The sequence below is a fragment of the Streptomyces sp. NBC_00557 genome (assembly GCF_036345995.1).
In the GTDB taxonomy this organism is placed as follows: domain Bacteria; phylum Actinomycetota; class Actinomycetes; order Streptomycetales; family Streptomycetaceae; genus Streptomyces.
Map to the genome: position 1 here is coordinate 3,353,107 of NZ_CP107796.1, position 25,706 is coordinate 3,378,812.

At 67.9% G+C, this 25,706-nt stretch carries 19 protein-coding genes and 1 tRNA gene; 2 read left to right on the forward strand and 18 right to left on the reverse strand.

The features are described from left to right. Positions 1-190: 190 nt before the first annotated feature. Both OG956_RS14175 and OG956_RS14180 read right to left on the reverse strand, forming a co-directional pair. The gene (locus OG956_RS14175) at positions 191-391 is read right to left on the reverse strand and encodes a DUF397 domain-containing protein (RefSeq protein ID WP_330338332.1); all 201 of its coding nucleotides are present in this window, start codon (positions 389-391) and stop codon (positions 191-193) included. Next, positions 388-1,233, reverse strand: a complete 846-nt coding sequence (locus tag OG956_RS14180) for a helix-turn-helix domain-containing protein (protein ID WP_330338333.1) — start codon at positions 1,231-1,233, stop codon at positions 388-390. The genes OG956_RS14175 and OG956_RS14180 overlap by 4 nt, the downstream gene beginning before the upstream one ends. A 143-nt stretch (positions 1,234-1,376) precedes the next feature. Here OG956_RS14180 and OG956_RS14185 point away from each other — a divergent pair, with 143 nt between their 5' ends. Further along, a complete protein-coding gene (locus OG956_RS14185; RefSeq protein WP_330338334.1) occupies positions 1,377-1,910 on the forward strand; it encodes an ATP-binding protein in 534 nt (177 codons plus the stop codon). 120 nt (positions 1,911-2,030) lie between these two features. Next, positions 2,031-2,975 carry a hypothetical protein gene (locus OG956_RS14190; protein WP_330338335.1) on the forward strand — a complete coding sequence of 315 codons (945 nt, stop codon included), beginning with the start codon at positions 2,031-2,033 and terminating at the stop codon, positions 2,973-2,975. Between the two features lie 131 nt (positions 2,976-3,106). Here the strand turns inward: OG956_RS14190 and OG956_RS14195 are convergent, their stop codons facing one another. The 16 genes from OG956_RS14195 to OG956_RS14270 all read right to left on the reverse strand — a co-directional run bounded on the left by OG956_RS14195 (position 3,107) and on the right by OG956_RS14270 (position 25,657). Next, positions 3,107-3,787: a serine/arginine repetitive matrix protein 2 gene (locus tag OG956_RS14195; protein ID WP_330338336.1), complete on the reverse strand. Its 681-nt coding sequence runs from the start codon at positions 3,785-3,787 to the stop codon at positions 3,107-3,109. A gap of 56 nt (positions 3,788-3,843) precedes the next feature. After that, complete coding sequence (locus OG956_RS14200; RefSeq protein WP_330338337.1) at positions 3,844-6,882, reverse strand: glycosyl hydrolase 115 family protein; 3,039 nt, start codon at positions 6,880-6,882, stop codon at positions 3,844-3,846. Positions 6,883-7,093: 211 nt separating this feature from the next. After that, positions 7,094-8,287, reverse strand: a complete 1,194-nt coding sequence (tuf, locus tag OG956_RS14205) for an elongation factor Tu (protein WP_330338338.1) — start codon at positions 8,285-8,287, stop codon at positions 7,094-7,096. Between the two features lie 158 nt (positions 8,288-8,445). Next, the gene (fusA, locus tag OG956_RS14210) at positions 8,446-10,572 is read right to left on the reverse strand and encodes an elongation factor G (RefSeq protein ID WP_330338339.1); all 2,127 of its coding nucleotides are present in this window, start codon (positions 10,570-10,572) and stop codon (positions 8,446-8,448) included. A 39-nt stretch (positions 10,573-10,611) separates the two neighbouring features. Continuing rightward, on the reverse strand, positions 10,612-11,082 hold the full coding sequence (gene rpsG, locus OG956_RS14215) for a 30S ribosomal protein S7 (protein ID WP_029386961.1): 471 nt from the start codon (positions 11,080-11,082) through the stop codon (positions 10,612-10,614). 2 nt (positions 11,083-11,084) lie between these two features. Further along, on the reverse strand, positions 11,085-11,456 hold the full coding sequence (rpsL, locus tag OG956_RS14220) for a 30S ribosomal protein S12 (protein WP_003948652.1): 372 nt from the start codon (positions 11,454-11,456) through the stop codon (positions 11,085-11,087). A gap of 474 nt (positions 11,457-11,930) precedes the next feature. Beyond that, the gene (locus tag OG956_RS14225; protein ID WP_330338340.1) at positions 11,931-15,830 is read right to left on the reverse strand and encodes a DNA-directed RNA polymerase subunit beta'; all 3,900 of its coding nucleotides are present in this window, start codon (positions 15,828-15,830) and stop codon (positions 11,931-11,933) included. 97 nt (positions 15,831-15,927) lie between these two features. Next, entirely contained in the window at positions 15,928-19,413 is a 3,486-nt protein-coding gene (gene rpoB, locus OG956_RS14230; RefSeq protein ID WP_330338341.1) for a DNA-directed RNA polymerase subunit beta, read from the reverse strand. Between the two features lie 579 nt (positions 19,414-19,992). Beyond that, entirely contained in the window at positions 19,993-20,382 is a 390-nt protein-coding gene (gene rplL / locus OG956_RS14235; RefSeq protein ID WP_330338342.1) for a 50S ribosomal protein L7/L12, read from the reverse strand. A gap of 111 nt (positions 20,383-20,493) precedes the next feature. Continuing rightward, positions 20,494-21,024, reverse strand: a complete 531-nt coding sequence (rplJ, locus tag OG956_RS14240; protein ID WP_023547412.1) for a 50S ribosomal protein L10 — start codon at positions 21,022-21,024, stop codon at positions 20,494-20,496. A 598-nt stretch (positions 21,025-21,622) separates the two neighbouring features. After that, a complete protein-coding gene (locus OG956_RS14245; protein ID WP_330338343.1) occupies positions 21,623-22,555 on the reverse strand; it encodes a hypothetical protein in 933 nt (310 codons plus the stop codon). Positions 22,556-22,790: 235 nt separating this feature from the next. After that, positions 22,791-23,516 carry a 50S ribosomal protein L1 gene (gene rplA, locus OG956_RS14250; protein WP_330338344.1) on the reverse strand — a complete coding sequence of 242 codons (726 nt, stop codon included), beginning with the start codon at positions 23,514-23,516 and terminating at the stop codon, positions 22,791-22,793. Between the two features lie 100 nt (positions 23,517-23,616). Continuing rightward, positions 23,617-24,051, reverse strand: a complete 435-nt coding sequence (rplK, locus tag OG956_RS14255; RefSeq protein ID WP_030345386.1) for a 50S ribosomal protein L11 — start codon at positions 24,049-24,051, stop codon at positions 23,617-23,619. 198 nt (positions 24,052-24,249) lie between these two features. Next, positions 24,250-25,110 (reverse strand): transcription termination/antitermination protein NusG, encoded by an 861-nt coding sequence (gene nusG / locus OG956_RS14260; RefSeq protein WP_330338345.1) that lies wholly within the window; start codon positions 25,108-25,110, stop codon positions 24,250-24,252. An 80-nt stretch (positions 25,111-25,190) separates the two neighbouring features. After that, on the reverse strand, positions 25,191-25,478 hold the full coding sequence (secE, locus tag OG956_RS14265) for a preprotein translocase subunit SecE (protein ID WP_023547417.1): 288 nt from the start codon (positions 25,476-25,478) through the stop codon (positions 25,191-25,193). A gap of 106 nt (positions 25,479-25,584) precedes the next feature. Continuing rightward, positions 25,585-25,657, reverse strand: a tRNA-Trp gene (locus tag OG956_RS14270). Between the last annotated feature and the right edge of the window lie 49 nt (positions 25,658-25,706).

Sequence of the window (25,706 nt, forward strand, 5' to 3'; positions counted from 1 at the left end):
AGACCGGGTAGCTGTCGGTGTCCCGGTCGTAGAGGCGGGCAGGGGTCGATCGGCTACAGCGTGCTTTCTCTTGCCGGGGCCATCGGCATCATGGCCGGCGCTTACGTCAAAGGCGAGCCGCGGCTCCTGCACGACGGACGTGCCGCCTTCTTCGCTCTGGCAGCGTGGTCCGTCTGGACCTCCGTCCGGATCAGACTGCTGCACCGCTCCGAGACGCGTGGCTCACGAACTCCGCCCAGGCCCTCGGCGTGAGCGCCAGCCGGGGGCCGTCGGGGTTCTTGGAGTCGCGGAGGTGGATGGCGGTGGGGGTGGGGGCGACTTCGAGGCAGTCGTTGCCATTACTGCTGTCGCTGTAGCTGCTCTTGAACCAGTGGAGTTCCGGGGTGCTCATAGTTCTCCCAGCGCTTGCTCGATGAAGACCAGAGACTCCTCTGGCGTGAGCGCCTGAGCCCGGATGATGCCATAGCGCAGGTCGAGGACACGGAGCTGCCTGGGGTTCGACACCGGGCGGCCGGAGAAGTCGCCGTCGGTACGCCCCATCCCCGTGCCGTCTGCGAACTTCAGCACTTGGATACGGCCCCCCGTTCCCGGATGGTTCGCGCGGGCGGTCGGCATCACCTGAAGCTCCACGAACGGCAACTGCGCCACCTGCAGCATGTGTTCGAGCTGTCGGCGCAGCACCATTGTGTCCCCGATCGGGCGCCGCAGCGTCACCTCTTCCAGGACGAAGCTCAACTCCGGTGCGGGCGAGCGCTCGAAGACCGACTTCCGGGCCATGCGAGCGGCCACCATGCGCTCCAGCTCGTCCGGCGAGTAGGCCGGACGCCACGTGCGGAGCAGGGCTCGCGCGTACTCCTCCGTCTGCAACAAGCCATGGATGTTGTGGTTGCTGTACAGCAGCATCTCCACGGCCCGCCCCTCCATCTCCGCCAGCTGCCGCACCTTCTTCGGATACCGGGCCTTCTTCATGTCCTCCATGAAGGCCCGCAGATGCCCCTGCGCCTTCAGCGTCCTGTCCGCCCTGTCCAGCAGCTCCGGCCGGGGAATCCGCACCCCGCGCTCGATCTTGCGGATCATGTCCTCGCCGTAGCCGAGCGCCTCGGCCAGCTCTGGCACGCTGAGCCCGGCCGCCTCCCTGCAGACCTTGAGGAGCCGTCCCACCGCCTGCACCAGCGGCTCGATCTCATCCCCGGGCTCGACGTCCCAGCCGGCCTCGTCCACACCCTCGCCCACGGCTCTGGTCCTCCTTCGGCGCGCACTCCTGCGCCGTACAACGCCCGAGACAGACGAGACAGCCGAGACAAACCCAGGACAGTCACCGTACGTACAGGCGCAGTCACTCTCCTACGGAAGCAGGTTCCACCACGCTCAGTGACATGAATCAGGAAACGACTGCCTCTGATGGCCAACTCGACGGCTCCATCCCCCACTTCAGCGTCCGTCTGTCTCCCACGCCGCGTGGGGCCCGCCTCGCCCGGCTGCTCAGCGAACAGCAACTCCGAGCGTGGGAGCTGCCGTTGGAAAGGGCGACGCAGATCGTCGCCGAGCTCGCCGCGAATGCCGTCACGCACGGCCGCGTCCCCGGCCGTGACTTCTGGTTGCTTCTGTACGTCGTCGGCGACAGGCTCCGCATCGAGGTCACCGACACGCGCGGTGACCGCCTTCCAAGGCTCCAACGCTCGGCGGGAGACGGCGAATCGGGTCGCGGACTCCTCCTTGTGGACGCACTCGCCGACCGCTGGGGTGTCGCCCACGGGCGGCACCCGCGCAAGACCGTGTGGGCCGAGGTGTGCTTCCGCGCGCCGGAAACCGGTGGCCGGCGCCCCGGTGCGACGCGCGGGGCCAACTCGGCCGTGCCGGCGGGATTGTCAGTGGGGCGTGGCAGGATCCTGAGCGATCAAGGTCGGTAACGAACGCGTCGCGCAGATCGCTCTCCACATGGGTGGTCAAGCCACATCCGTCGCGCTTGTCATCGTCCGCATCACTCATTCCGCCGCACGCCTGTGCGCGCTCACTTCTGGGGGGACTGAATGTCACGTTCGCTCACCGCTCCGTTCCGCGTCTCCAGGTCCGGCTCGGGCCTCGCCCGCCTCACCGCCGTCGGCGCGCTGACGCTGGCCCTCGCCGGTGCCACCGGCCTCCTGAGTGCTCCCGCCGCGCAGGCCCAGACCGTCAGTGACGGCTCGCTGGCGTTCAGCGGCGACGCGGGTGACTACATCAGCGGTGGTCAGTCGTACTCCTACTCGACGGCGTCCGGGGACGGTCTGAACGTCTACGCCTCCACCGACGACAACCACATCGCCGTCAGCGTCAGCGGCGCGAACGGCGACTGGTGGAGCCTGGACCTCGCCGCCCCGTCCGGCCAGGCGCTCACGCCCGGCGACTACACCGGCGCCACCCGCTACCCGTTCAACTCGGCGTCCCAGCCCGGACTGTCCCTGGACGGCAACGGCCGCGGCTGCAACACCCTGACCGGCTCGTTCAGCGTCTCGGACGTGAAGTTCGGGCCCAACGGGTACGTCGAGAAACTGGACGCCACGTACGAGCAGCACTGCGAGGGAGGCACCGCCGCGCTGCGCGGCGAGGTGCACATCGCCAACCCGGCGCCGCCGGCCGCGCTCTCCCTCGGCGTCTCCGTCAACCCCACGGGCACCGCCAGCACCATCGACGGCAAGGCCACCGTCGGCGGTACCGTCACCTGCAACCAGCCGGTGAAGGTGTCGGTCTCCGGCAACGTCACTCAGGTCGCCAAGCAGGTCCTGATCAAGGGCTCGTACGCCACGACGGTCGCCTGCGAGCCGGGTACGCCGGCCGCCTGGACCGCCACGGCCGACCCCACCGGCACGACCCCGTTCCAGAAGGGCGACGTGGAGGTCACCACGAAGGCCACCGCGACCGACCCGAACTACGGCCAGCCGGTGACGGCGAACCAGACCGCCGTGGTGTCCCTGTCCAAGGACAAGCCGGCGAGCTGACACAAGGGCGGGCCCAGGCCGGGCTGTTGACCCCGGCGGACGTTGTGTTCCGGGCCCGTACGTCACAGCGCCCCGCCCCGGCCCTTCGACCGGGTGCGGGGCGCTGAGCGCAAGGCGTGTGCCGCGACGTGCTAGTGCGCGGGGCCCGCCGGAGGCCACGGGGCCGGGCCCGAAGGGGGTGGGCCCCACTGCGGCGGAGCCCCCCAGCCGGCCGTGAGGCGTTTGCGGTGGCGGCTGCGGCGGACCGCCGTGACGATGGCGATGGCCGCGGCGCCGAAGAATCCGGCGAGGAAGCAGCCGATGCCCCCCAGGATGCCGCCGACCATCGTGCCCACCCGGGGCTTGTCCCCCAGGGCGAACTCGGCCGGCCGTTCCGAGGTGCAGATGAGCGTGTAGTCGCCGGTGCTGCCGGGCTTCACCTCGAAGACGCGCTCCCAGCTGCGGGAACCGGAGGTGACGCGGAAGGTGCTCGACGGCTGGGTCATCGACCCGGACCGCATGCCGAGGATCCGGCAGTCGACGTGGCCCTGGCCGGACTGGGAAACGTAGATCGCCTTGGTCTTCCCCGCCACGAAGCGGAACGTCCGCGACTCACCGCTGGAGAAACTCCGGGACGTGTCCACCGAGTTGACCGAGTTCACCACCGTCACCGCGATGAGGGCGATCCCGGCGCCCACCAGTACAAGCCCCAGCACCGCGGCCACCACGTACCAGACGCGCCGCGGCCGCAGGTCCTTCGCCGGGATGCTCGGCGGCACGGGCGGCGGGCCGCCGTACGGGGATCCCCAGGGGTTCGGATTCTGTATCGCCACGAGGGGGCATCGTACGGCACCCCCCTGCCGGGGAGGCGGCGCGGTCGGCGAGCCCGTCACACCCTCCGGCTCTCCAGCGGCCCCAGATACAGCTCCGGCATGCCGCCCGTGTCGATCACCAGGCGCTGCAGCACCACCGTGGGGTCCACCATCCAGAACTTCAGGCAGTGGACGCCGGGGGCGCTCACGGAGTGGCGGGTTGCCGTGCAGTTCACGTTGTCCGAGGTGTTGCGGGCCCAGACGTCGTTCAGCGCGCCGTCGTCCGCGCCCGTCGTGACGTCCACGGTGCGGATCGGGCCGTCGTCCAGCGAGACGCCGTAGCTGAGGCCCGTGACGCCCGGCACCGCGGGATTGCGCGGGCAGAGGTACGCCCACACCGTCACCTCCTCGATGTCGGACAGCAGGCTGACCTCGTACTCCAGGCGGGGTGAGGAGCCGCCCGGGGTGCGGCTCCGGGTGGTCACCGGCCACGGGGTCATGCCCGCGCCGGTGCGGCCGATGCCGTCGAGCCGGCGCCAGTCGCCCACCGCGCGGTCGTAGTGCTCGGCGTCGACGGCCACATAGCCGCCGGCCTCCACGAAGCCCCGCAGGCCCCGCACGGAGGGCCGGTCCGCCACACAGCGCACCGTGACCGCCGTACCGGCGCCGGTCACGGTCAGCGTGCCCTCGGCGCGGCCGGTGGGCGCCTTCGTCCAGTCCACCCGGACCTCCAGCCGGACCTGCCGGCCCACCCGGCCGCGCGGGTGGTCGACCACCAGCCACGGGACGGAGGTCCGCACCTCGTAGCCGAAGGCCGTACGGCCCCGGTTGAAGATCTCCACGTACTGCTGGGGGCGGGTCTGATACGGGCTGAACGCCGGCAGCACGGCGTCTCGTGAGGCGCCGCCCGGCCACCACTCCCCCGTGTCCTCGGCACCGTCGACGCACACCCCCAGCTCCGCCGCCTCCGGCACCTCGATCCGCCGCACCGCCGGGAACAGCACGTCCGGCAGGGCCACGTTGTCCTTCTCCGGCTGCTGCCAGGGCGCGTTCGGGCCGTAGCGGTCCACGTCGCCGTAGTCGATGTGCGGCTGGGTCTGGAATCCCTTCCACTTGCCGTGTGTCACAGCGGAGTTGAAGCGGTCGGCCAGGGCGAAGTCCCGCGCCAGGCCGGCCTCCGCCGCGGCCGCGCGGTCGTTCGTCGCCGCTCTGCCCTGCCGGGCGTAGAGCAGGTTCGTGAACTCCGCCTCCCGCAGGGCGTAGAGGTTCGCGGTCGCCGTCACCTCGTAGCCGGCGAGTTCGTACCAGGCGTCCTGCCACTGCGCCGGCAGCCGCCGGGCGATCCGCTCCGCGCGTCCGCCCAGCTGCCGCCACTCCCGCGTCACCCGCTCCAGCTCGCGGTGCACGAAGAAGAACGGGGTCTGCCGGTCGTCGTTGACGACCTTGCCGTCCTTCAGGGTGATCCGCCGGTTCAGCAGCTCGGGCTTGCGGCGGGCCTGGAGGCGGCCGTACTCCGCGAGCACGGCGGCGATCTCCTTCGCGGAGGTCTCGCCGAAGTTCTGCCGGGCGTACCGCTGCTCCCACTCCGGCAGCCGCTCCAACGGCCAACTGTCCGGGTTCCAGGCGTAGTTCAGGAAGAACTCGGTGGGCAGCTCGTTGCCCTTCAGGTCACCCACGTTCGCCACCCACAGGCCGTGGTTGCCGTAGGCGTGGGCCTGGTGGAGCTGGTCCCAGACGTTGCGGAGGTTGGCCGTGTCGACCCACTTGTAGTTGCGGCCCGCGCCCACGTAGTCGAAGTGGTAGTACAGGCCGAAGCCGCCGCCGCGCTCGCTGCCGGGGTGCTTGCGGATGTTGCCCCAGTTGTCGTCCGTGAGGACCACCGTGACGTCGTCGGGCGCGCGCAGGCCGCGGTCCCAGTACCGCTGCACCTCCTTGTACAGCGTCCACACCTGCGGGGTCTCGGCGGCCGGCCTGCCCGTGACCTCCTCGATGATCTTCCGCTGGTCGGCGATGATCTGCCGCATCAGCTCGATGCCGTCGCCGTCGGGCAGGCCGGTGTCGCCGTTGCCCCGCATGCCGAGGGTCACGACGCCCTCGAAGCCCTGGTCGACCATGCGCTGGATGCCGTCGCGCCAGTACGCGCGGATCGCCTCCGCGTTGCGGACGTACGACCATGCGCCGGTGCCCCCGTAGGGGTCGTGCCCGGCGGTCGCGTGGCGGTTCCACTCCTCGATGCCGCGCATCATCGGGGCCTCGTGGGAGGTGCCCATGACGACGCCGTACTCGGCGGCCCGCCTGTGGTTGTCCGGGTCGTCCTCGGCGAAGGCCCGGCCCCAGACGGCGGGCCACAGGTAGTTGCCCTTGAGCCGCAGCAGGACCTCGAACACCTTCGCGTAGAAGTCCGCGTTGAAGCCCGCCGGATACCCCGGCGCCTTTCCGGGGCCGAAGTACGCCGGCGCCCAGGTGCCGAGCGCCGGGTTCTCGTCGTTGATGAAGAAGCCCCGGTACTTCACCGCCGGCGTGCCCTGCGTGTACCGGCCGGCCTTCACCCACACCCCGGCGCGCCGCACCGGCGGCACGTCGTCCCACCAGTGCCAGGGCGAGACGCCGATGCCGTAGGAGACGTCGTACGCGCCGAAGATCGTGCCCCGCGGATCGCTGCCCGCGATGACGAACGCCCGCTCGACGCCGGGCACCGGATGCTCCACAACCGTCTGCAGCGAGGTCTCCCAGCGGCCCCGCACGCCCGTCACGTCCAGCTTGCCCGACGCGATCAGGCCGTCGATCAGGGGGCTGCGGCCGATCGTGCCGAGAAGGACCGGGAACCGGCCGACCGTCGAGGCGGGGCGCACGCCCGTGACGCGTTCGAGGTCGCCCCGCAGGTCCCCCGCGACCCGCACGACTCCGGGATGATCCGCCGCGCTGACCACGACGGGGGCGCCGACCAGGGAGAACGCCCCGCCCGTGAAGGAGATGTACGCCCCCGGGTCGGTCACCGCCGGATCGCGGTCAGCGCCGGCGCCTGCGTTGCCACCCGCGGCGCAGGCGGCCCCCGAGGTCAGCACCGGCACGGTGGCGAGACCGGCCCCGAGCACCGTTCTGCGTCCCACAGACATACGACAGCCCCTCCGCTCCCTATTTGCCAAACGGCATGACAAATAGTGGAGTCAGGGAGCGGGAGGGGGAACCTGTCCCGCGGAACGAATAGTTTCGAGAGCCCCTGGCCCCGGGGCCCCGGAAAGGCTCCCGGCAACGCGAAGAGGCCCGTACGACCGGAGTCGTACGGGCCTCCCCTGGGTCAGTCGATGACCCTCAAGCAAGCGGAACTTACTTCAGGATCTTGGTGACCTGGCCGGCGCCCACGGTGCGGCCACCCTCGCGGATGGCGAACTTCAGGCCCTCCTCCATGGCGACGGGCTGGATGAGCTCCACCTTCATCTCGGTGTTGTCACCCGGCATGACCATCTCGGTGCCCTCGGGGAGGGTCACCACGCCGGTCACGTCCGTCGTACGGAAGTAGAACTGCGGGCGGTAGTTGTTGAAGAACGGCGTGTGGCGGCCACCCTCGTCCTTGGACAGGATGTAGGCCTGCGCCTCGAACTCGGTGTGCGGGGTGACCGAGCCCGGCTTGATGATGACCTGGCCGCGCTCGACGTCCTCGCGCTTGATGCCGCGGAGCAGCAGACCGACGTTCTCACCGGCCTGGCCCTCGTCGAGCAGCTTGCGGAACATCTCGATGCCGGTGACCGTGGTCTTGGTCTTCTGCTCCCGGATGCCGATGATCTCGACTTCCTCGTTCACCTTGAGGACACCGCGCTCGATACGGCCGGTGACGACCGTACCGCGACCGGTGATGGTGAAGACGTCCTCGATCGGCATCAGGAACGGCTTGTCGACGTCGCGCTCCGGCTGCGGGATGGACTCGTCGACAGCCTTCATCAGGTTGAGGACGGAGTCCACCCACTCCTTCTCGCCCTCGAGGGCCTTGAGAGCGGAGACCTTCACGACCGGGACGTCGTCGCCCGGGAACTCGTACTCGGTGAGGAGCTCACGGACCTCGAGCTCGACGAGCTCCAGGATCTCCTCGTCGTCCACCATGTCGGCCTTGTTCAGGGCGACGACGATGTACGGAACGCCGACCTGGCGGGCCAGGAGCACGTGCTCCTTGGTCTGCGGCATCGGGCCGTCGGTGGCGGCGACCACCAGGATCGCGCCGTCCATCTGCGCGGCACCGGTGATCATGTTCTTGATGTAGTCCGCGTGACCCGGGCAGTCGACGTGGGCGTAGTGACGGTCCTCGGTCTGGTACTCGACGTGCGCGATGGAGATGGTGATACCGCGCTGACGCTCCTCGGGCGCCTTGTCGATGTTGTCGAACGGGGTGGCCTCGTTCAGGTCCGGGTACGCGTCGTGCAGCACCTTGGTAATGGCGGCCGTGAGGGTCGTCTTACCGTGGTCGATGTGACCGATGGTGCCGATGTTGACGTGCGGCTTAGTCCGCTCGAACTTCGCCTTCGCCACTGGGGTCCTCCTGTGGAGTGGTTCTGTACGCCTTACTTCATCGGCGCCAGGTGATCTTTGCTGTAAAGGCCCGGAACCCGGGGGCATTCCGTCCGCGATTGCAGTGGAATGCCCCTGGAGGCTCCGGAGTCAAGCCTACGGCGTGTGAACGCGGAGCGTTACTCGCCCTTGGCCTTCGCGATGATCTCCTCGGCGACGTTCCGCGGAACCTCGGCGTAGGAGTCGAACTGCATGGAGTAGCTGGCACGGCCGGACGTCTTGCTGCGCAGGTCGCCGACGTAACCGAACATCTCCGAAAGGGGCACGAGACCCTTCACGACGCGGGCACCGGCCCGCTCCTCCATGGCCTGGATCTGGCCACGGCGGGAGTTGATGTCGCCGATGACCTCACCCATGTAGTCCTCGGGCGTGGTGACCTCGACGGCCATCATCGGCTCGAGCAGCACGGGCTTGGCCTTGCGCGCGGCCTCCTTGAAGGCCTGCGAACCGGCGATCTTGAACGCGAGCTCGGAGGAGTCGACCTCGTGGTAGGCGCCGTCCAGCAGGATGACCCGGACACCGGTCATCTCGTAGCCGGCGAGGATGCCGAACTGCATCGCCTCCTGGCAGCCGGCGTCGACCGAAGGGATGTACTCCTTCGGGATGCGACCACCGGTCACCTGGTTCACGAACTCGTAGGCCATGTCGCCGCTCTCGATCGGCTCGATCGAGATGATGACGCGACCGAACTGACCGGTACCACCCGTCTGCTTCTTGTGGGTGTACTCGACCTTCTCGACCTTCTGGCGAATGGTCTCGCGGTACGCGACCTGCGGCTTGCCGACGTTGGCCTCGACCTTGAACTCGCGCTTCATACGGTCGACCAGCACCTCGAGGTGCAGCTCGCCCATACCGCCGATGACGGTCTGGCCGGTCTCCTCGTTGGTGTGCACCTGGAAGGAGGGGTCCTCCTCCGCGAGACGCTGGATGGCGACACCCAGCTTCTCCTGGTCACCCTTGGACTTGGGCTCGATCGCGACCTCGATGACCGGCGCCGGGAAGTCCATGGACTCCAGGATCACCGGGTTCTTCTCGTCGCACAGCGTCTCACCGGTGGTGGTCTGCTTCAGGCCCATGACGGCGACGATGTCGCCCGCGCCCACCGACTCGATCTCCTCACGCTTGTTGGCGTGCATGCGGTAGATCTTGCCGATGCGCTCCTTGCGGCCCTTGACGGAGTTCAGCACGGCGGTGCCGGACTCCAGGCGGCCGGAGTACACGCGGACGAAGGTGAGCTTGCCCAGGTGCGGGTCGCTCATGATCTTGAACGCCAGCGCGGACAGCGGCTCGTCGTCGGACGGCTTGCGCTTGATGACCGTCTCGGCGTCCTTGACGTCGTGGCCCTCGATGGCCTCGATGTCGACCGGGGACGGCAGGTAGCGCACGACCGCGTCGAGCAGGGGCTGGACGCCCTTGTTCTTGAACGCGGTGCCGCAGAACACCGGGGTCACGGTGGTGCCGGTGCCCTTGCCGGACGCGATGGTGATACGACGGATCGCGGCGTACAGCTGCTCCTCGGTGGGCTCCTCGCCCTCCAGGTACAGCTCCATGATCTCTTCGTCGTTCTCGGCGACGGCCTCGACCAGCTTGCCGCGCCACTCCTCGGCGGCCTCGGTGTGCGTGGCCGGGATGTCGACGACGTCGTACATCTCGCCCTTGGTGGCTTCCGCCGACCAGACCAGGGCCTTCATGCGGACCAGGTCCACGACGCCCTTGAAGTCGGCCTCGGCACCGATCGGCAGCTGCATGACCAGCGGCTGCGCGCCCAGGCGGTCGGAGATCATGTCGACGCAGCGGTGGAACTCGGCACCGGTGCGGTCGAGCTTGTTGACGAAGCAGATACGCGGAACGCCGTAGCGGTCCGCCTGACGCCACACGGTCTCGGACTGCGGCTCAACGCCGGCGACGCCGTCGAACACCGTCACGGCACCGTCGAGCACGCGCAGGGAACGCTCCACCTCGACGGTGAAGTCGACGTGGCCCGGGGTGTCGATGATGTTGATGGTGTGGTCGACGTTGTCCAGCGGCCAGTGGCAGGTGGTGGCAGCAGAGGTGATCGTGATGCCACGCTCCTGCTCCTGCTCCATCCAGTCCATGGTGGCAGCGCCGTCGTGGACCTCACCGATCTTGTACGAAACGCCGGTGTAGAACAGGATCCGCTCGGTGGTGGTCGTCTTGCCCGCGTCGATGTGGGCCATGATGCCGATGTTGCGCACCCTGGCCAGGTCAAGCGAAGTGGTAGCCATAAGGCTTTCGTCTTCTCTCGGTTCTCGATGGGGTAGCGACTACCAGCGGTAGTGCGCGAAGGCCTTGTTGGACTCGGCCATCTTGTGCGTGTCCTCGCGCTTCTTCACAGCGGCGCCCAGGCCGTTGCTGGCGTCGAGGAGCTCGTTGAGCAGACGCTCGGTCATGGTCTTCTCGCGACGGGCGCGGGAGTAACCGACCAGCCAGCGCAGCGCCAGGGTGTTGGCACGGCCGGGCTTGACCTCGACCGGGACCTGGTAGGTGGCGCCACCGACACGGCGGGACTTGACCTCGAGGGTCGGCTTGATGTTCTCGAGAGCGCGCTTGAGCGTGATGACCGGGTCGTTGCCGGTCTTCTCGCGCAGGCCCTCCATGGCGCCGTAGACGATGCGCTCGGCGGTGGAGCGCTTGCCGTTCAGCAGCACCTTGTTGATCAGGGAGGTCACCAGAGGAGAGCCGTAGACCGGGTCGACGATGACCGGGCGCTTCGGGGCGGGGCCCTTACGAGGCATTCTTACTTCTCCTTCTTGGCGCCGTAACGGCTGCGAGCCTGCTTGCGGTTCTTGACACCCTGGGTGTCGAGGGAACCGCGGATGATCTTGTAGCGAACACCCGGCAGGTCCTTCACACGGCCGCCGCGCACGAGCACGATGGAGTGCTCCTGCAGGTTGTGTCCCTCACCCGGAATGTAAGCGGTGACCTCGATGCCGCTGGTCAGACGCACACGCGCGACCTTGCGGAGGGCCGAGTTCGGCTTCTTCGGGGTGGTCGTGAACACACGCGTGCAGACGCCACGACGCTGAGGGGAACCCTCGAGTGCGGGCGTCTTGTTCTTCTCGACCTTGTCCTGCCGGCCCTTACGGACCAGCTGCTGGATCGTAGGCACTACTTCTCCGGTTTCTGTGTGCCGATGGGTACAGCTAACCTGGAACGTCGCCGACCCACGCGGTCGGGTGTGTCGAATCCGGCGGACTCCCGCCGCAAGGCGAAAACAGCACAGATTACGGTGGCCGCTCATGGCTCGCCGTACGGTCTGAAGGCACGCACGAGAGCCAGGGCACACCCCAGGCACAAGGTCTGAGCGTACCTACCTCATTCGCTGTGGTCAAAACAAATGGGCCGCGCCCGCAGCACGGGTCCCCAGGTGTCAAGCCCCTGAACCCCGGATGATCTTCGATTTCATGTTCCGGACACGCGCGACCGCCTGTGCGGGCGTCGGCGGCCCGCTGCGGCGCCGCAGGCCACCCCGGCCGCTGGAGGCCGTCCAGGGCCCCCGAGAGCCCGCAGAGGCTCTCACAGGCACGCCGAAGGGCGGCCCCTCCGCAATCGGAGTGACCGCCCTTCGGGTCAGGCTGCTCGCTTACTGGTTGTACGGACCGTAGTCGTAGTCCTCCAGCGGCACGGCCTGGCCGGAGCCGGTGCCGAACGGCGAGTAGTCGATGTCGTCGTAGCCGACGGCCGAGTACATCGCGGCCTTGGCCTCCTCGGTCGGCTCGACCCGGATGTTGCGGTAGCGGGACAGGCCCGTACCGGCCGGGATGAGCTTACCGATGATGACGTTCTCCTTGAGGCCGATCAGGGAGTCGGACTTGGCGTTGATCGCCGCGTCCGTCAGGACCCTGGTCGTCTCCTGGAAGGAGGCCGCGGACAGCCACGACTCCGTCGCCAGCGACGCCTTGGTGATACCCATCAGCTGCGGACGACCGGAGGCCGGGTGACCGCCCTCCTGGACCACACGACGGTTCTCCTGCTCGAAGCGGGAGCGCTCGACCAGCTCGCCGGGCAGCAGCTCGGCGTCGCCGGACTCGATGATCGTCACACGGCGCAGCATCTGCCGGATGATGATCTCGATGTGCTTGTCGTGGATCGACACGCCCTGCGAGTTGTAGACCTTCTGGACCTCGCCGACCAGGTGGACCTGGACGGCACGCTGGCCCAGGATGCGCAGCACGTCGTGCGGGTTGGTGGCACCCACGGTGAGCTGCTGGCCCACCTCGACGTGCTCGCCCTCGCTGACCAGGACCTTCGCACGCTTGGAGATCGGGTACGACGTCTCGTCGCTGCCGTCGTCCGGGGTGACGATGATCTTCTTGGTCTTCTCGGTCTCCTCGATGCGGACGCGGCCGCTGGCCTCGGAGATCGGGGCGACACCCTTCGGGGTACGGGCCTCGAAGAGCTCGACGACACGCGGCAGACCCTGGGTGATGTCGTCACCGGCCACACCACCGGTGTGGAAGGTACGCATCGTCAGCTGGGTACCGGGCTCACCGATGGACTGGGCGGCGATGATGCCGACCGCCTCACCGATGTCGACCAGCTTGCCGGTGGCGAGCGAACGGCCGTAGCACATCGCGCAGGTGCCGACGGCGGACTCGCAGGTCAGGACCGAACGGGTCTTGACCTCCTCGACGCCGTGCTTGACCAGCTCCTCGATGAGCACGTCACCGAGGTCGGTACCGGCCGGGGCCAGCACCTTGCCGTCGACGACGATGTCCTCGGCGAGGCAGCGCGCGTACACGGACGTCTCGACGTTGCCCGCCTTGCGCAGCACGCCGTCCGCGCCGCGCTCCGCGATGCGGAGCTTGAGGCCGCGGTCGGTGCCGCAGTCCTCCTCGCGGATGATGACGTCCTGGGAGACGTCGACCAGACGACGGGTGAGGTAACCCGAGTCGGCCGTACGCAGAGCGGTGTCCGCCAGACCCTTACGGGCACCGTGCGTGGAGATGAAGTACTCCAGCACGGACAGGCCCTCACGGAACGACGCCTTGATCGGACGCGGAATCGTCTCGTTCTTCGCGTTCGACACCAGACCACGCATACCGGCAATCTGACGCATCTGCATCATGTTGCCTCGTGCACCCGAGTTCACCATCATGAAGATCGGGTTGGTCTTCGGGAAGTTCTCGTTCATGGCCTCGGCGACCTCGTTGGTCGCCTTGGTCCAGATCGCGATGAGCTCCTGCGTGCGCTCGTCCTTGGTGATCAGACCGCGCTCGTACTGCTTCTGGACCTTCTCGTCCTGCGCCTCGTAGCCCTTGACGATCTCCTTCTTCGCCTCGGGCACGACGACGTCGGAGATGGCCACGGTGACACCGGAACGGGTCGCCCAGTAGAAGCCGGCCGCCTTCAGGTTGTCGAGCGTCGCCGCCACGATGACCTTCGGGTAGCGCTCGGCGAGGTCGTTGACGATCTCGGAGAGCTGCTTCTTGCCGACCTCGTAGTCGACGAACGGGTAGTCCTCGGGCAGCAGCTCGTTGAAGAGCGCGCGGCCCAGCGTGGTGGTCAGCCGGAAGCTGTCACCCTGCTGCCACTCCGGCTCGCCCTCCTCGCGCGCCGGCGGGGTCCAGCCGCGCGGCGGGATGGTGCCCACCGGGAAGCGGATGTCCACGCGCGACTGCAGCGACAGCTCGCCGGCGTCGAACGCCATGATCGCCTCGGCCACGGAGGAGAAGGAGCGGCCCTCGCCCTTCACGTCCCGCATCTCGCCGTCGGTGGTGAGGAAGAACAGACCGAGGACCATGTCCTGGGTCGGCATCGTCACCGGACGGCCGTCGGCCGGCTTGAGGATGTTGTTCGAGGACAGCATCAGGATGCGGGCCTCGGCCTGCGCCTCCGCGGACAGCGGCAGGTGCACGGCCATCTGGTCGCCGTCGAAGTCCGCGTTGAACGCGGTGCACACGAGCGGGTGGATCTGGATGGCCTTGCCCTCGACCAGCTGCGGCTCGAAGGCCTGGATGCCGAGGCGGTGCAGGGTGGGCGCACGGTTCAGCAGCACCGGGTGCTCGGCGATGACCTCTTCGAGGACGTCGTACACCACGGTGCGGCCGCGCTCGACCATGCGCTTGGCCGACTTGATGTTCTGCGCGTGGTTCAGGTCGACCAGGCGCTTCATCACGAACGGCTTGAACAGCTCCAGCGCCATCGCCTTGGGCAGACCGCACTGGTGCAGCTTCAGCTGCGGACCGACGACGATGACGGAACGCGCCGAGTAGTCGACTCGCTTGCCGAGCAGGTTCTGACGGAAGCGGCCCTGCTTGCCCTTCAGCATGTCGCTGAGGGACTTCAGCGGGCGGTTGCCGGGGCCCGTGACCGGGCGGCCGCGCCGGCCGTTGTCGAAGAGGGCGTCAACGGCCTCCTGAAGCATGCGCTTCTCGTTGTTGACGATGATCTCGGGCGCGCCGAGGTCGAGCAGCCTCTTCAGACGGTTGTTGCGGTTGATGACACGGCGGTACAGGTCGTTCAGGTCGGAGGTCGCGAAGCGGCCACCGTCCAGCTGCACCATCGGACGCAGGTCCGGCGGGATGACCGGGACGCAGTCCAGGACCATGCCCTTGGGGCTGTTGGACGTCTGCAGGAACGCGGAGACGACCTTCAGGCGCTTCAGGGCACGGGTCTTCTTCTGGCCCTTGCCGGTGCGGATGATCTCGCGGAGCTTCTCGGCCTCCTCCTCGAGGTCGAAGGACTCCAGGCGCTTCTGCAGCGCGGCGGCGCCCATCGAGCCGTCGAAGTAGGTGCCGAAGCGGTCGCGCAGCTCGCGGTAGAGCAGCTCGTCGCCCTCGAGGTCCTGGACCTTGAGGTTCTTGAACCGGTTCCACACCTCGTCGAGGCGGTCGATCTCGCGCTGCGCGCGGTCGCGCAGCTGCTTCATCTCGCGCTCGGCGCCCTCCCGCACCTTGCGGCGCACGTCCGCCTTGGCGCCCTCGGCCTCCAGCTCGGCCAGGTCGGCCTCGAGCTTCTTGGCGCGGGCCTCCAGGTCGGCGTCCCGGCGCTGCTCGATCTGCTGGCGCTCGACCGAGACGTGCGCCTCCAGGGAGGGCAGGTCGCGGGTACGGCGCTCCTCGTCGACGTACGTGATCATGTACGCGGCGAAGTAGATGACCTTCTCGAGGTCCTTCGGAGCCAGGTCGAGCAGGTAGCCCAGACGGCTCGGGACACCCTTGAAGTACCAGATGTGCGTGACGGGCGCGGCCAGTTCGATGTGGCCCATCCGCTCACGGCGCACCTTGGCGCGCGTGACCTCGACGCCACAGCGCTCGCAGATGATGCCCTTGAAGCGGACGCGCTTGTACTTGCCGCAGTAGCACTCCCAGTCCCGGGTGGGGCCGAAGATCTTCTCGCAGAAGAGGCCGTCCTTCTCGGGCTTCAGGGTGCGGTAGTTGATGGTCTCCGGCTTCTTGACCTCGCCGTGGCTCCACTGGCGGATGTCGTCAGCGGTGGCCAGACCGATCCGGAGCTCGTCGAAGAAGTTGACGTCGAGCACTATGCGTCAATCCCTCTCAGGGTTGTAAGTCTGTGGTCTGAAACGGGGGCCTGGGGGTCGGCGGGGCCCTGTGGGTGGGGGCCCCGCCGGACTCCCGTCAGACCTCTTCGACGCTGCTCGGCTCGCGCCGGGACAGGTCGATGCCGAGCTCCTCCGCAGCGCGGAAGACGTCCTCGTCGGTGTCACGCATCTCGATGGACATACCGTCGCTGGACAGCACCTCCACGTTCAGGCAGAGCGACTGCATCTCCTTGATGAGCACCTTGAAGGACTCGGGGATGCCGGGCTCGGGGATGTTCTCGCCCTTGACGATGGCCTCGTAGACCTTCACGCGGCCGGTGACGTCGTCGGACTTGATGGTCAGCAGCTCCTGAAGGGCGTACGCGGCGCCGTAGGCCTCGAGTGCCCACACCTCCATCTCACCGAACCGCTGGCCACCGAACTGGGCCTTACCACCCAGCGGCTGCTGGGTGATCATCGAGTACGGACCGGTCGAGCGGGCGTGCAGCTTGTCGTCGACCAGGTGGTGCAGCTTCAGGATGTACATGTAGCCGACCGAGATCGGGTCCGGGAACGGCTCACCGGAGCGGCCGTCGAACAGCCGGGCCTTGCCGGACGGCAGGACCATGCGGTCGCCGTCGCGGTTCGGCAGGGTGTTCTCCAGCAGACCGGCCAGCTCGTCCTCGCGGGCGCCGTCGAAGACCGGGGTGGCGACGTTGGTGCGCGGGGCGACCTTGTCGGCGCCGATGGCCTGCAGACGCTGCGCCCACTCGTCGGCGAGTCCGGAGACGTCCCAGCCCTGGCTGGCGAGCCAGCCGAGGTGGATCTCCAGCACCTGTCCCGGGTTCATTCGGGACGGCACACCCAGCGGGTTCAGGATGATGTCGACCGGGGTCCCGTCCTCGAGGAACGGCATGTCCTCGATGGGCAGGATCTTGGAGATGACACCCTTGTTGCCGTGCCGGCCGGCGAGCTTGTCACCGTCGGTGATCTTGCGCTTCTGCGCGACGTAGACGCGGACCAGCTGGTTCACGCCCGGCGGCAGCTCGTCGCCCTCCTCGCGGTCGAAGACGCGCACACCGATGACCTTGCCGGTCTCGCCGTGCGGCACCTTCAGCGAGGTGTCACGGACCTCACGGGCCTTCTCACCGAAGATCGCGCGCAGCAGGCGCTCCTCCGGCGTCAGCTCGGTCTCACCCTTCGGGGTGACCTTGCCGACGAGGATGTCACCGGCGATGACCTCGGCGCCGATGCGGATGATGCCGCGCTCGTCGAGGTCGGCGAGGACCTCCTCGGAGACGTTCGGGATGTCCCGGGTGATCTCCTCGGGGCCGAGCTTGGTGTCACGGGCGTCGACCTCGTGCTCCTCGATGTGGATCGAGGAGAGGACGTCGTCCTGCACGAGGCGCTGCGACAGGATGATCGCGTCCTCGTAGTTGTGACCCTCCCACGGCATGAACGCCACGAGCAGGTTCTTGCCGAGCGCCATCTCGCCGTTCTGGGTGGCCGGGCCGTCGGCCAGCACCTGGCCGGTGACGACGCGGTCGCCCTCGTTGACGATGACCTTCTGGTTGACCGAGGTGCCCTGGTTGGACCGGGAGAACTTGGCCAGGCGGTACGTGATGTACGTGCCGTCGTCGTTGGCGGTGGTGATGTAGTCCGCGGAGACCTCCTGGACCACACCGTCCTTCTCGGCCTTGACCACGTCGCCGGCGTCGACCGCGGAGCGGTACTCCATGCCGGTGCCGACGAGCGGGGCCTCGGACTTAATCAGCGGCACGGCCTGACGCATCATGTTCGCGCCCATGAGGGCACGGTTGGCGTCGTCGTGCTCGAGGAAGGGGATCATGGCGGTCGCGACCGACACCATCTGGCGCGGCGAGACGTCCATGTAGTCCACGTCCTCGGGGCCTACGTAGTCGACCTCGCCGCCACGGCGGCGGACCAGCACGCGGTTCTCGGCGAACCGCATCTCGTCGTTCAGCGGCGCGTTGGCCTGCGCGATGACGAAGCGGTCCTCCTCGTCGGCGGTCAGGTAGTCGACCTCGTCGGTGACCTGGCCGTCGACGACCTTGCGGTACGGCGTCTCGATGAAACCGAACGCGTTGACCCGGCCGTAGGAGGCGAGCGAGCCGATCAGACCGATGTTCGGGCCTTCCGGCGTCTCGATCGGGCACATACGGCCGTAGTGCGAGGGGTGCACGTCACGGACCTCGAAGCCGGCCCGCTCACGGGAGAGACCACCCGGGCCGAGGGCGTTCAGACGACGCTTGTGCGTCAGCCCCGACAGCGGGTTGTTCTGGTCCATGAACTGGGACAGCTGCGAGGTGCCGAAGAACTCCTTGATCGACGCCACGACCGGGCGGATGTTGATCAGGGTCTGCGGCGTGATCGCCTCGACGTCCTGGGTGGTCATGCGCTCGCGCACGACGCGCTCCATACGGGCGAGACCCGTACGGACCTGGTTCTGGATCAGCTCGCCGACGCTGCGGATACGGCGGTTGCCGAAGTGGTCGATGTCGTCGGTCTCGACCATGATGGTCCGGCCCGACGCGCCGACCGTCTCGGTCTCGCCGGCGTGCAGCTTCACCAGGTACTTGATGGTGGCGATGATGTCCTCGGTGGTGAGCACGCCGGCGTCCAGCGGCTCGTCCGCACCGAGCTTCTTGTTGACCTTGTAGCGGCCGACCTTGGCGAGGTCGTAGCGCTTCGGGTTGAAGTACAGGTTCTCCAGCAGCGTCTGCGCGGCCTCACGCGTGGGGGGCTCGCCCGGACGCAGCTTGCGGTAGATGTCGAGCAGCGCGTCGTCCTGGCCCTGGGTGTGGTCCTTCTCCAGGGTGGCGCGCATGGACTCGTACTCGCCGAACTCCTCGAGGATCTGCTCGGTCGTCCAGCCGAGCGCCTTCAGCAGGACGGTGACCGACTGCTTGCGCTTGCGGTCGATGCGGACACCGACCATGTCGCGCTTGTCGATCTCCATCTCCAGCCAGGCGCCCCGGGACGGGATGATCTTGGCGGAGAAGATGTCCTTGTCGGACGTCTTGTCGATGGTGGAGTCGAAGTAGACACCGGGGGAACGGACCAGCTGGGACACCACGACACGCTCGGTGCCGTTGATGACGAAAGTGCCCTTGTTCGTCATGAGCGGGAAGTCGCCCATGAAGACCGTCTGGGACTTGATCTCACCGGTCTCGTTGTTGGTGAACTCCGCGGTGACGAAGAGCGGGGCGGCGTACGTGAAGTCGCGCTCCTTGCACTCGTCGATGGAGTTCTTCGGCGGCTCGAAGCGGTGGTCCCGGAACGTCAGGGACATCGACCCGGAGAAGTCCTCGATCGGGGAGATCTCCTCGAAGATCTCCTCGAGGCCGGACTTGGTGGGGACGTCCTGACCGTTCTCCAGAGCCTCCTCGACCCGACTCTGCCAGGCGGTGTTGCCGAGCAGCCAGTCGAAGCTCTCGGTCTGCAGCGCGAGCAGGTTCGGAACCTCGAGAGGCTCCTTGATCTTTGCAAAGGAGATGCGCAGCGGGGCGGTGCTGGCGCCGTTGTTCGTATTCGCGGTCGAGGCATTGCGCGAGGCGGCCAAGAGGGGGTCCTTCCGAGGGCTCGGACTCACTACGCGCTGTACCGGCCCCTCGCCCGTACACAAAGACAGAAACCCCAGGTCAGAGGAGCTTTTGTCATGAGTGCTCGAGTGAGGGCAGACCCCTGGTGACGGGCAGGGGACAGCTAACAGGCAGCGCAAAGGGTCAGTGTAGCCACTTGGCACACTGATGTCCAGTGCGGGTTGTTCGAGACCCTCGCTGTGCTCACCGCTCTTGTCAACGCCCTCGGCATGCTGCCCTCAACGCACGTTGATACTGCCCTCTTCGTCGTCGATCCATGCCTCGGATTCGGATCCTTGTGACGACGCGTCCTGAGAATTGCGCGCTGCGTGCGGTTCGTCAAGGGCCCCCAGCCGGAACCCGGCCGTCCGGGGACACGACGAAGATCACCTTACCCCTCAAGAAGACAGGTGCAAGGCAGACCGGGCCGGGTCCCGGGGAGCGCCGAAGGGCGACCACCCAGATGGATGATCGCCCTTCGGTGCGGTCGCGTTACAGCCCCGGGGGGCCGTGTTCGGCGCACAGCCGGGTCCCACGGCTCGCGCGGGACCCGGAAGGTCTTACTTGACCTCGACGGAGGCGCCGGCGCCCTTGAGGGCCTCGGCGGCCTTGTCGGCCTGCTCCTTGTTGACCTTCTCGAGGACCGGCTTCGGGGTGCCGTCGACGAGGTCCTTGGCCTCCTTCAGACCCAGCGAGGTCAGCTCACGCACGACCTTGATGACCTGGATCTTCTTCTCGCCGGCGCCGGTGAGGATGACGTCGAACTCGTCCTTCTCCTCCTCCTGGGCGGCCTCGGCGCCACCGGCGGCACCGCCGGCGACGACGACCGGCGCGGCAGCGGCGGCGGTGACGTCGAACTTCTCCTCGAAGGCCTTCACGAACTCGGAGAGCTCGATGAGGGTCATCTCCTCGAACTGGGCAAGCAGCTCGTCCTGGGTGAGCTTCGCCATGATGGCGGTCCTTCCACTCAAATCGGCAGGTGCCGGATGTACTGGATAAGGCGGGCGTACGTCGGCCCGCTGCGACCCGTGCCGTCGGCGCGGATCAGAAAGCGAGCCGAATTACTCGGCACCGCCCTGCTCGGCCTGCTTGGCGCGCAGCGCGTCCACGGTGCGGACGAGCTTCGACGGCAGCGCCTGGAAGACGGAGGCAGCCTGGGACTGCTTCGCCTTGAAGGCACCGGCCAGCTTGCTGAGCAGAACCTCGCGGGACTCGAGGTCCGCAAGCTTCTTGATCTCGTCGGCGGACAGCGCCTTGCCGTCAAGGACACCGCCCTTGATGACGAGATTCGGGTTGTCCTTGGCGAAGTCACGGAGACCCTTCGCCGACTCCACCGGGTCACCGGTGACGAAGGCGACGGCCGTCGGACCAGCGAAGAGCTGGTCGTCCAGCGTGATCCCGGCCTCGTTGGCCGCAATCTTGGTCAGCGTGTTCTTCACCACGGCGTACTGGGCGTTCTCACCGAGCGACCGGCGCAGCGTCTTGAGCTGCGCCACGGTGAGACCGCGGTACTCGGTCAGCACGGCGGCGTTCGAGTTGCGGAACTTGTCCGTCAGCTCGGCAACCGCGGCAGCCTTGTCGGGCCTCGCCATAGAGCCTCGGCCTCCTTCCGGGTGATTCGGACCGCGCGGACCCGAAGGAGGACTGGGGAAAACGAAACGCCCCGGCGCAGGCGCACGGGGCGGACTCGACCGGCCGCACACGCGCTCGGCGCGCGCACTTCCGGGAGTTCTTCCACTGTCACCTGCGCGGGTCGCCCACTTTTCAGCGGATCCTTCGGCCACCGCACCCTCGCTCGGAGCGCGCGGCAACGACCAGCGGTCTTTGGCTTCTGCAAGAGAGTACGGGACCGGGGCACCGCCGAGCAAATCGGTCTGTACGGCGGCTTGGGAGCCGGTGGATTCGTTCCCGGGGGCTCCGCGCGGAGCCCGTCGGCTCGGGGTTCGGGGCTCCGGGGCTCCGGGGCTGGGCCCCGCTGGGGCCGCCGGGGCCGTACGGCTGCGGTGGGGTGCCTCCGAGGGCCTACGGCTGCGGCGCAGGCCTCTGGGCCTCCCCGACTGCCCGGGCTTCCGCTACGGGGCTCAGGGGCTCTCCGTCGGGCTCAGGAGCCGACCGGCGAGCGGGAGGGCAGGGGCCCTCCGCCGGGCTCAGGAGCCGGCCGGAGCGGCTCCTGAGCGTTCTCCGGCCGCCTCAGGAGGTGATGCCGGTGCCGGAACCGGTGGACGTGTTGCCCGAGCCCGCGGTGCCGAGGGACTTCATCAGGTCCTTGAAGTCCTTGGTGTCGCCGGCCGGCGGCGCCTCGGCGGAGACCGGCACGCCGTAGTCGCTGTAGTAGGCGGTGCTGTTCAGGACGCCGTGGGCGGTGTTCGCCTTCTCGGTCTTCTTCACCAGCAGGTTCTGGTCGTTGATCCAGATGTCCACGGCGTCGGTGGTGATGCCGGCCTGGTCCAGCTGCTTCTTCAGGGCCGCCAGCTGGTCCGCGCTGAGGTTGCTGCTGCGGCCCGCGAGGTCGGCGACGTTCACCGTGCCCGCGTAGTGCCGGGTGCGGACGCCGGAGACGGTCTCCTCGCCGACCTTCTTCACGTCGCCGGAGGCCAGCAGCATCTTCACGGACTGGTTCGGCGTCGAGGTCTGGGCCTGGTCCTTCAGGTAGGAGCCGGAGGCGCCGCTGAACTTGGCGAGGTCGTCGTAGCCGTACCGGATCCAGTGCTTGCCGCCCGCCTCCTGGGCGAACCGGTCGCTCATCTTGGCGTAGTAGGCGTCCGGCAGATAGCGGGCCTGCATCGACTCCGTGCCGGCCTTGCGCATCATCTCGGCCATCTGCCCACCGGTGTAGGTGATGGTGAGGTTGCCCTTGAGGCCGTGGCCCCAGGTGAGCGCGCCGTTCGCGGTCATCGACATCAGGTCGCCGAGGGAGGTGGTGCCCCGCACCTTGGCGGAGTCCGCCTTGTTCGTGGACTGCTCGGCGGTGCGCAGCGCGGCGATGGGGCTGACGTTGATCGCGCCGCCGCCGGCCGCCTTGCCGTCCTTCCCGGAGTTCGAGGAGCCGCACGCGGCCACCCCGGTCAGCGCGGCCACCGCCGCTATGGAAAGGCTCATCCGGCGCGCCGTCGTGCTCTTCATCTTGTCCTACCCCCATGCAAGTCGAGTGCCTGCACCGTAGCCCAGGCCACTGACAGCCGTCCCACAGGCCGTCCGAAGAAAGCCCTTCTGAAGAAGGCCCTCCGAAGAAAGCCCTCCGAAGAAAGCCGTACGGCCGGCGGCCGCACAAAGAAAGGACGGGCCCCGCACCTGGAAGGTTGCAGGGCCCGCCCTCATGCACGCGTACCGGACGCGGCTACCGGGGTGAGCGGACGGCTCAGACGGCGGCCGGGTCCTCCTCGACGAGGAGGTTGCGGGTGCGGTTCGGGTCGACCGGGATGCCGGGGCCCATCGTGGTGGTGATGGCGGCCTTCTTGATGTAGCGACCCTTGGCGGCGGACGGCTTCAGACGGAGGATCTCCTCCAGCGCGGCGCCGTAGTTCTCCACCAGCTTGGCGTCGTCGAAGGACGCCTTGCCGATGATGAAGTGCAGGTTCGAGTGCTTGTCGACGCGGAACTCGATCTTGCCGCCCTTGATGTCGGAGACGGCCTTGGCCACGTCGGGGGTGACGGTGCCGGTCTTCGGGTTCGGCATCAGACCACGCGGGCCGAGGACGCGGCCGAGGCGGCCGACCTTGCCCATGAGGTCCGGGGTGGCGACGACGGCGTCGAAGTCCAGGCGGCCCTTCGAGACCTCGTCGATCAGCTCGTCGGCGCCGACGATGTCGGCGCCCGCGGCACGCGCGGCCTCGGCACGGTCGCCGGTCGCGAAGACCAGGACCCGGGCGGTCTTACCGGTGCCGTGCGGAAGGTTCACGGTGCCACGGACCATCTGGTCGGCCTTGCGCGGGTCGACACCCAGACGGAAGGCGACCTCGACGGTGGCGTCGAACTTGGTCGTGGAGGTCTCCTTGGCGAGACGGACGGCCTCGAGCGGGGCGTACAGCTTCTCCCGGTCGACCTTGGCGTCCGCAGCGCGGAGAGCCTTGCTGCGCTTGCTCACAACTTGCTCCTGTGTGTTCGTTGAGGAGTCGTGGTCCTCGGGCCGAGCAGGCCCTGCCACGTGCGACCGGCTACGGCCGCATGACTGCTAGGGGGTGAGGTCAGCCCTCGACCGTGACGCCCATGGAACGCGCGGTACCGGCGATGATCTTCGCGGCGGCGTCCAGGTCGTTCGCGTTCAGGTCGGGCATCTTGGTCTGGGCGATCTCGCGGACCTGCGCCTCGGTGATCTTGGCGACCTTGGTCTTGTGCGGCTCGCCGGAGCCCTTCTCGATGCCCGCGGCCTTGAGGATCATCTTCGCGGCCGGCGGCGTCTTGGTGATGAAGGTGAAGGAGCGGTCCTCGTAGACCGTGATCTCCACCGGGATGACCCAACCGCGCTGCGACTCGGTCGCGGCGTTGTAGGCCTTGCAGAACTCCATGATGTTCACGCCGTGCTGACCCAGCGCGGGGCCGACCGGCGGGGCCGGGTTGGCGGCACCGGCCTGGATCTGGAGCTTGATGAGCCCCGTGACCTTCTTCTTCTTGGGAGGCATGGCTCTCCGGGTCCTTTCATTCGGGTCCATGCCCGCGCGAGGATCGCGACCCTGACGCAGGCATACCGCACAACGATAACGGGTATAGATGCGCGGCCAAAAACCGTGCAGGTCAGGCGGACCGTGACGGCCTGCCTGACCTGCGCGGAAGCACGAAGTCCAGAAGAACCCGGTTCCGGGGAACCGGGTTCGCGGGAACTAGTTCTTCTGGATCTGGTCGAAGGACAGCTCGACCGGCGTCTCGCGGCCGAAGATCTCCACCAGGCCCTTGACCTTCTTCGAGTCGGGGTTGATCTCGTTGATGGTCGCCTGCAGCGTGGCGAACGGGCCGTCGGTGACGGTGACCGAGTCGCCGACCTCGAAGTCCAGCACCTGGACCTCGACCTTGCGCTGCGGGGCGGGCTTGCCCTCGGCCTCGGCGGCCTCGCGGGCGGCCTTCTCCTCGGCCTCCGGGGCGAGCATCTTGACGATCTCGTCCAGCGTCAGCGGGTACGGGTCGTAGGCGTTGCCGACGAAGCCGGTCACGCCCGGGGTGTTGCGGACGACGCCCCAGGACTCGTTGGTCAGGTCCATGCGGACCAGGACGTAACCCGGCAGCTTGTTCTGCTTGATCGTCTTGCGGTCGCCGTTCTTGATCTGGACGACCTCCTCCTGCGGCACCTCGGCCTGGAAGATGTAGTCCTCGACGTTCAGCGAGACGGCGCGCTGCTCCAGGTTGGTCTTCACGCGGTTCTCGTAACCGGCGTAGGTGTGGATGACGTACCACTCGCCGGGCAGGTTGCGCAGTTCCTCGCGCAGGGCCTCGACGGGGTCGACGGGCGCGGCCGGCTCCTCCTCGGCGGCCTCAGCCTCCGCGGGGGCCTCCTCGTCGGCGGCCTCGCCTTCCTCGTCCTCGACGTTCACGGCAGCCTCTTCGGCCGGCTCCCCCGCCTCGGCCTCGGCAGCCTCGAACTCGTCCTGCTCGTCCGCGCCCTCGACGATGTCGAGCTCGTCGTCCACCATCTCGGCAGCGTTGCCGCGAGGCTCGATGGCGTCGTCGTTCAGGTTCGGGTCAGACACGGTGGCTGCTTCTTCCTGGATACATAGGGGTGGAACATGCGAAAACGGGCGCCGGTACCACGGCGCCCTTCGCTCTTGGCTCAGCCGAAGACGTACTTGGCCGCGTGGTTGAGCCCATAGTCAATCACGGTCACCAGCGCGATCATGATGGCGACGAAGAAGATCACCACGGTCGTGTACGACGTCAGCTGGTTACGCGTCGGCCAGACGACCTTGCGGAGCTCCGCGATGATCTGGCGGTAGAACGTGGCGAGGCGCTTCAGCGGGCCCTTCTTGGCGCGCTTGCCGCCCTTGCGGGCCTTCTTCTTCGACTCGAGCGCCTCGTCCTGGGCGTCAGGCGTGTCGATGGAGCCCACGGCGTCCGTCATTGTCCTCACCTGATCCCGGGTCGTGGCCGTGCCGCGCCCGGTTCCTGAGCCGCACGGCGGTGCATTGCAGTACGTACATGCGCACACATCCTGGCGGTGTGTGTAGCAGGGCCGGAGGGACTTGAACCCCCAACCGCCGGTTTTGGAGACCGGTGCTCTACCAATTGAGCTACGACCCTTTGTGTGTCCCCCAACGTACCGCATCCGGACGGGTGCGCGGTGTGCACC

Excerpts from the sequence above, each read along its gene's own strand:
- OG956_RS14175 (WP_330338332.1), bottom strand. The coding sequence starts at position 391 with ATGAGCACCCCGGAACTCCACTGGTTCAAGAGCAGCTACAGCGACAGC.
- OG956_RS14185 (WP_330338334.1), top strand. The coding sequence starts at position 1,377 with ATGAATCAGGAAACGACTGCCTCTGATGGCCAACTCGACGGCTCCATC.
- OG956_RS14190 (WP_330338335.1), top strand. The coding sequence starts at position 2,031 with ATGTCACGTTCGCTCACCGCTCCGTTCCGCGTCTCCAGGTCCGGCTCG.
- OG956_RS14200 (WP_330338337.1), bottom strand. The coding sequence starts at position 6,882 with ATGTCTGTGGGACGCAGAACGGTGCTCGGGGCCGGTCTCGCCACCGTG.
- fusA (WP_330338339.1), bottom strand. The coding sequence starts at position 10,572 with ATGGCTACCACTTCGCTTGACCTGGCCAGGGTGCGCAACATCGGCATC.
- rpsG (WP_029386961.1), bottom strand. The coding sequence starts at position 11,082 with ATGCCTCGTAAGGGCCCCGCCCCGAAGCGCCCGGTCATCGTCGACCCG.
- rplL (WP_330338342.1), bottom strand. The coding sequence starts at position 20,382 with ATGGCGAAGCTCACCCAGGACGAGCTGCTTGCCCAGTTCGAGGAGATG.
- rplJ (WP_023547412.1), bottom strand. The coding sequence starts at position 21,024 with ATGGCGAGGCCCGACAAGGCTGCCGCGGTTGCCGAGCTGACGGACAAG.
- OG956_RS14245 (WP_330338343.1), bottom strand. The coding sequence starts at position 22,555 with ATGAAGAGCACGACGGCGCGCCGGATGAGCCTTTCCATAGCGGCGGTG.
- rplK (WP_030345386.1), bottom strand. The coding sequence starts at position 24,051 with ATGCCTCCCAAGAAGAAGAAGGTCACGGGGCTCATCAAGCTCCAGATC.
- secE (WP_023547417.1), bottom strand. The coding sequence starts at position 25,478 with ATGACGGACGCCGTGGGCTCCATCGACACGCCTGACGCCCAGGACGAG.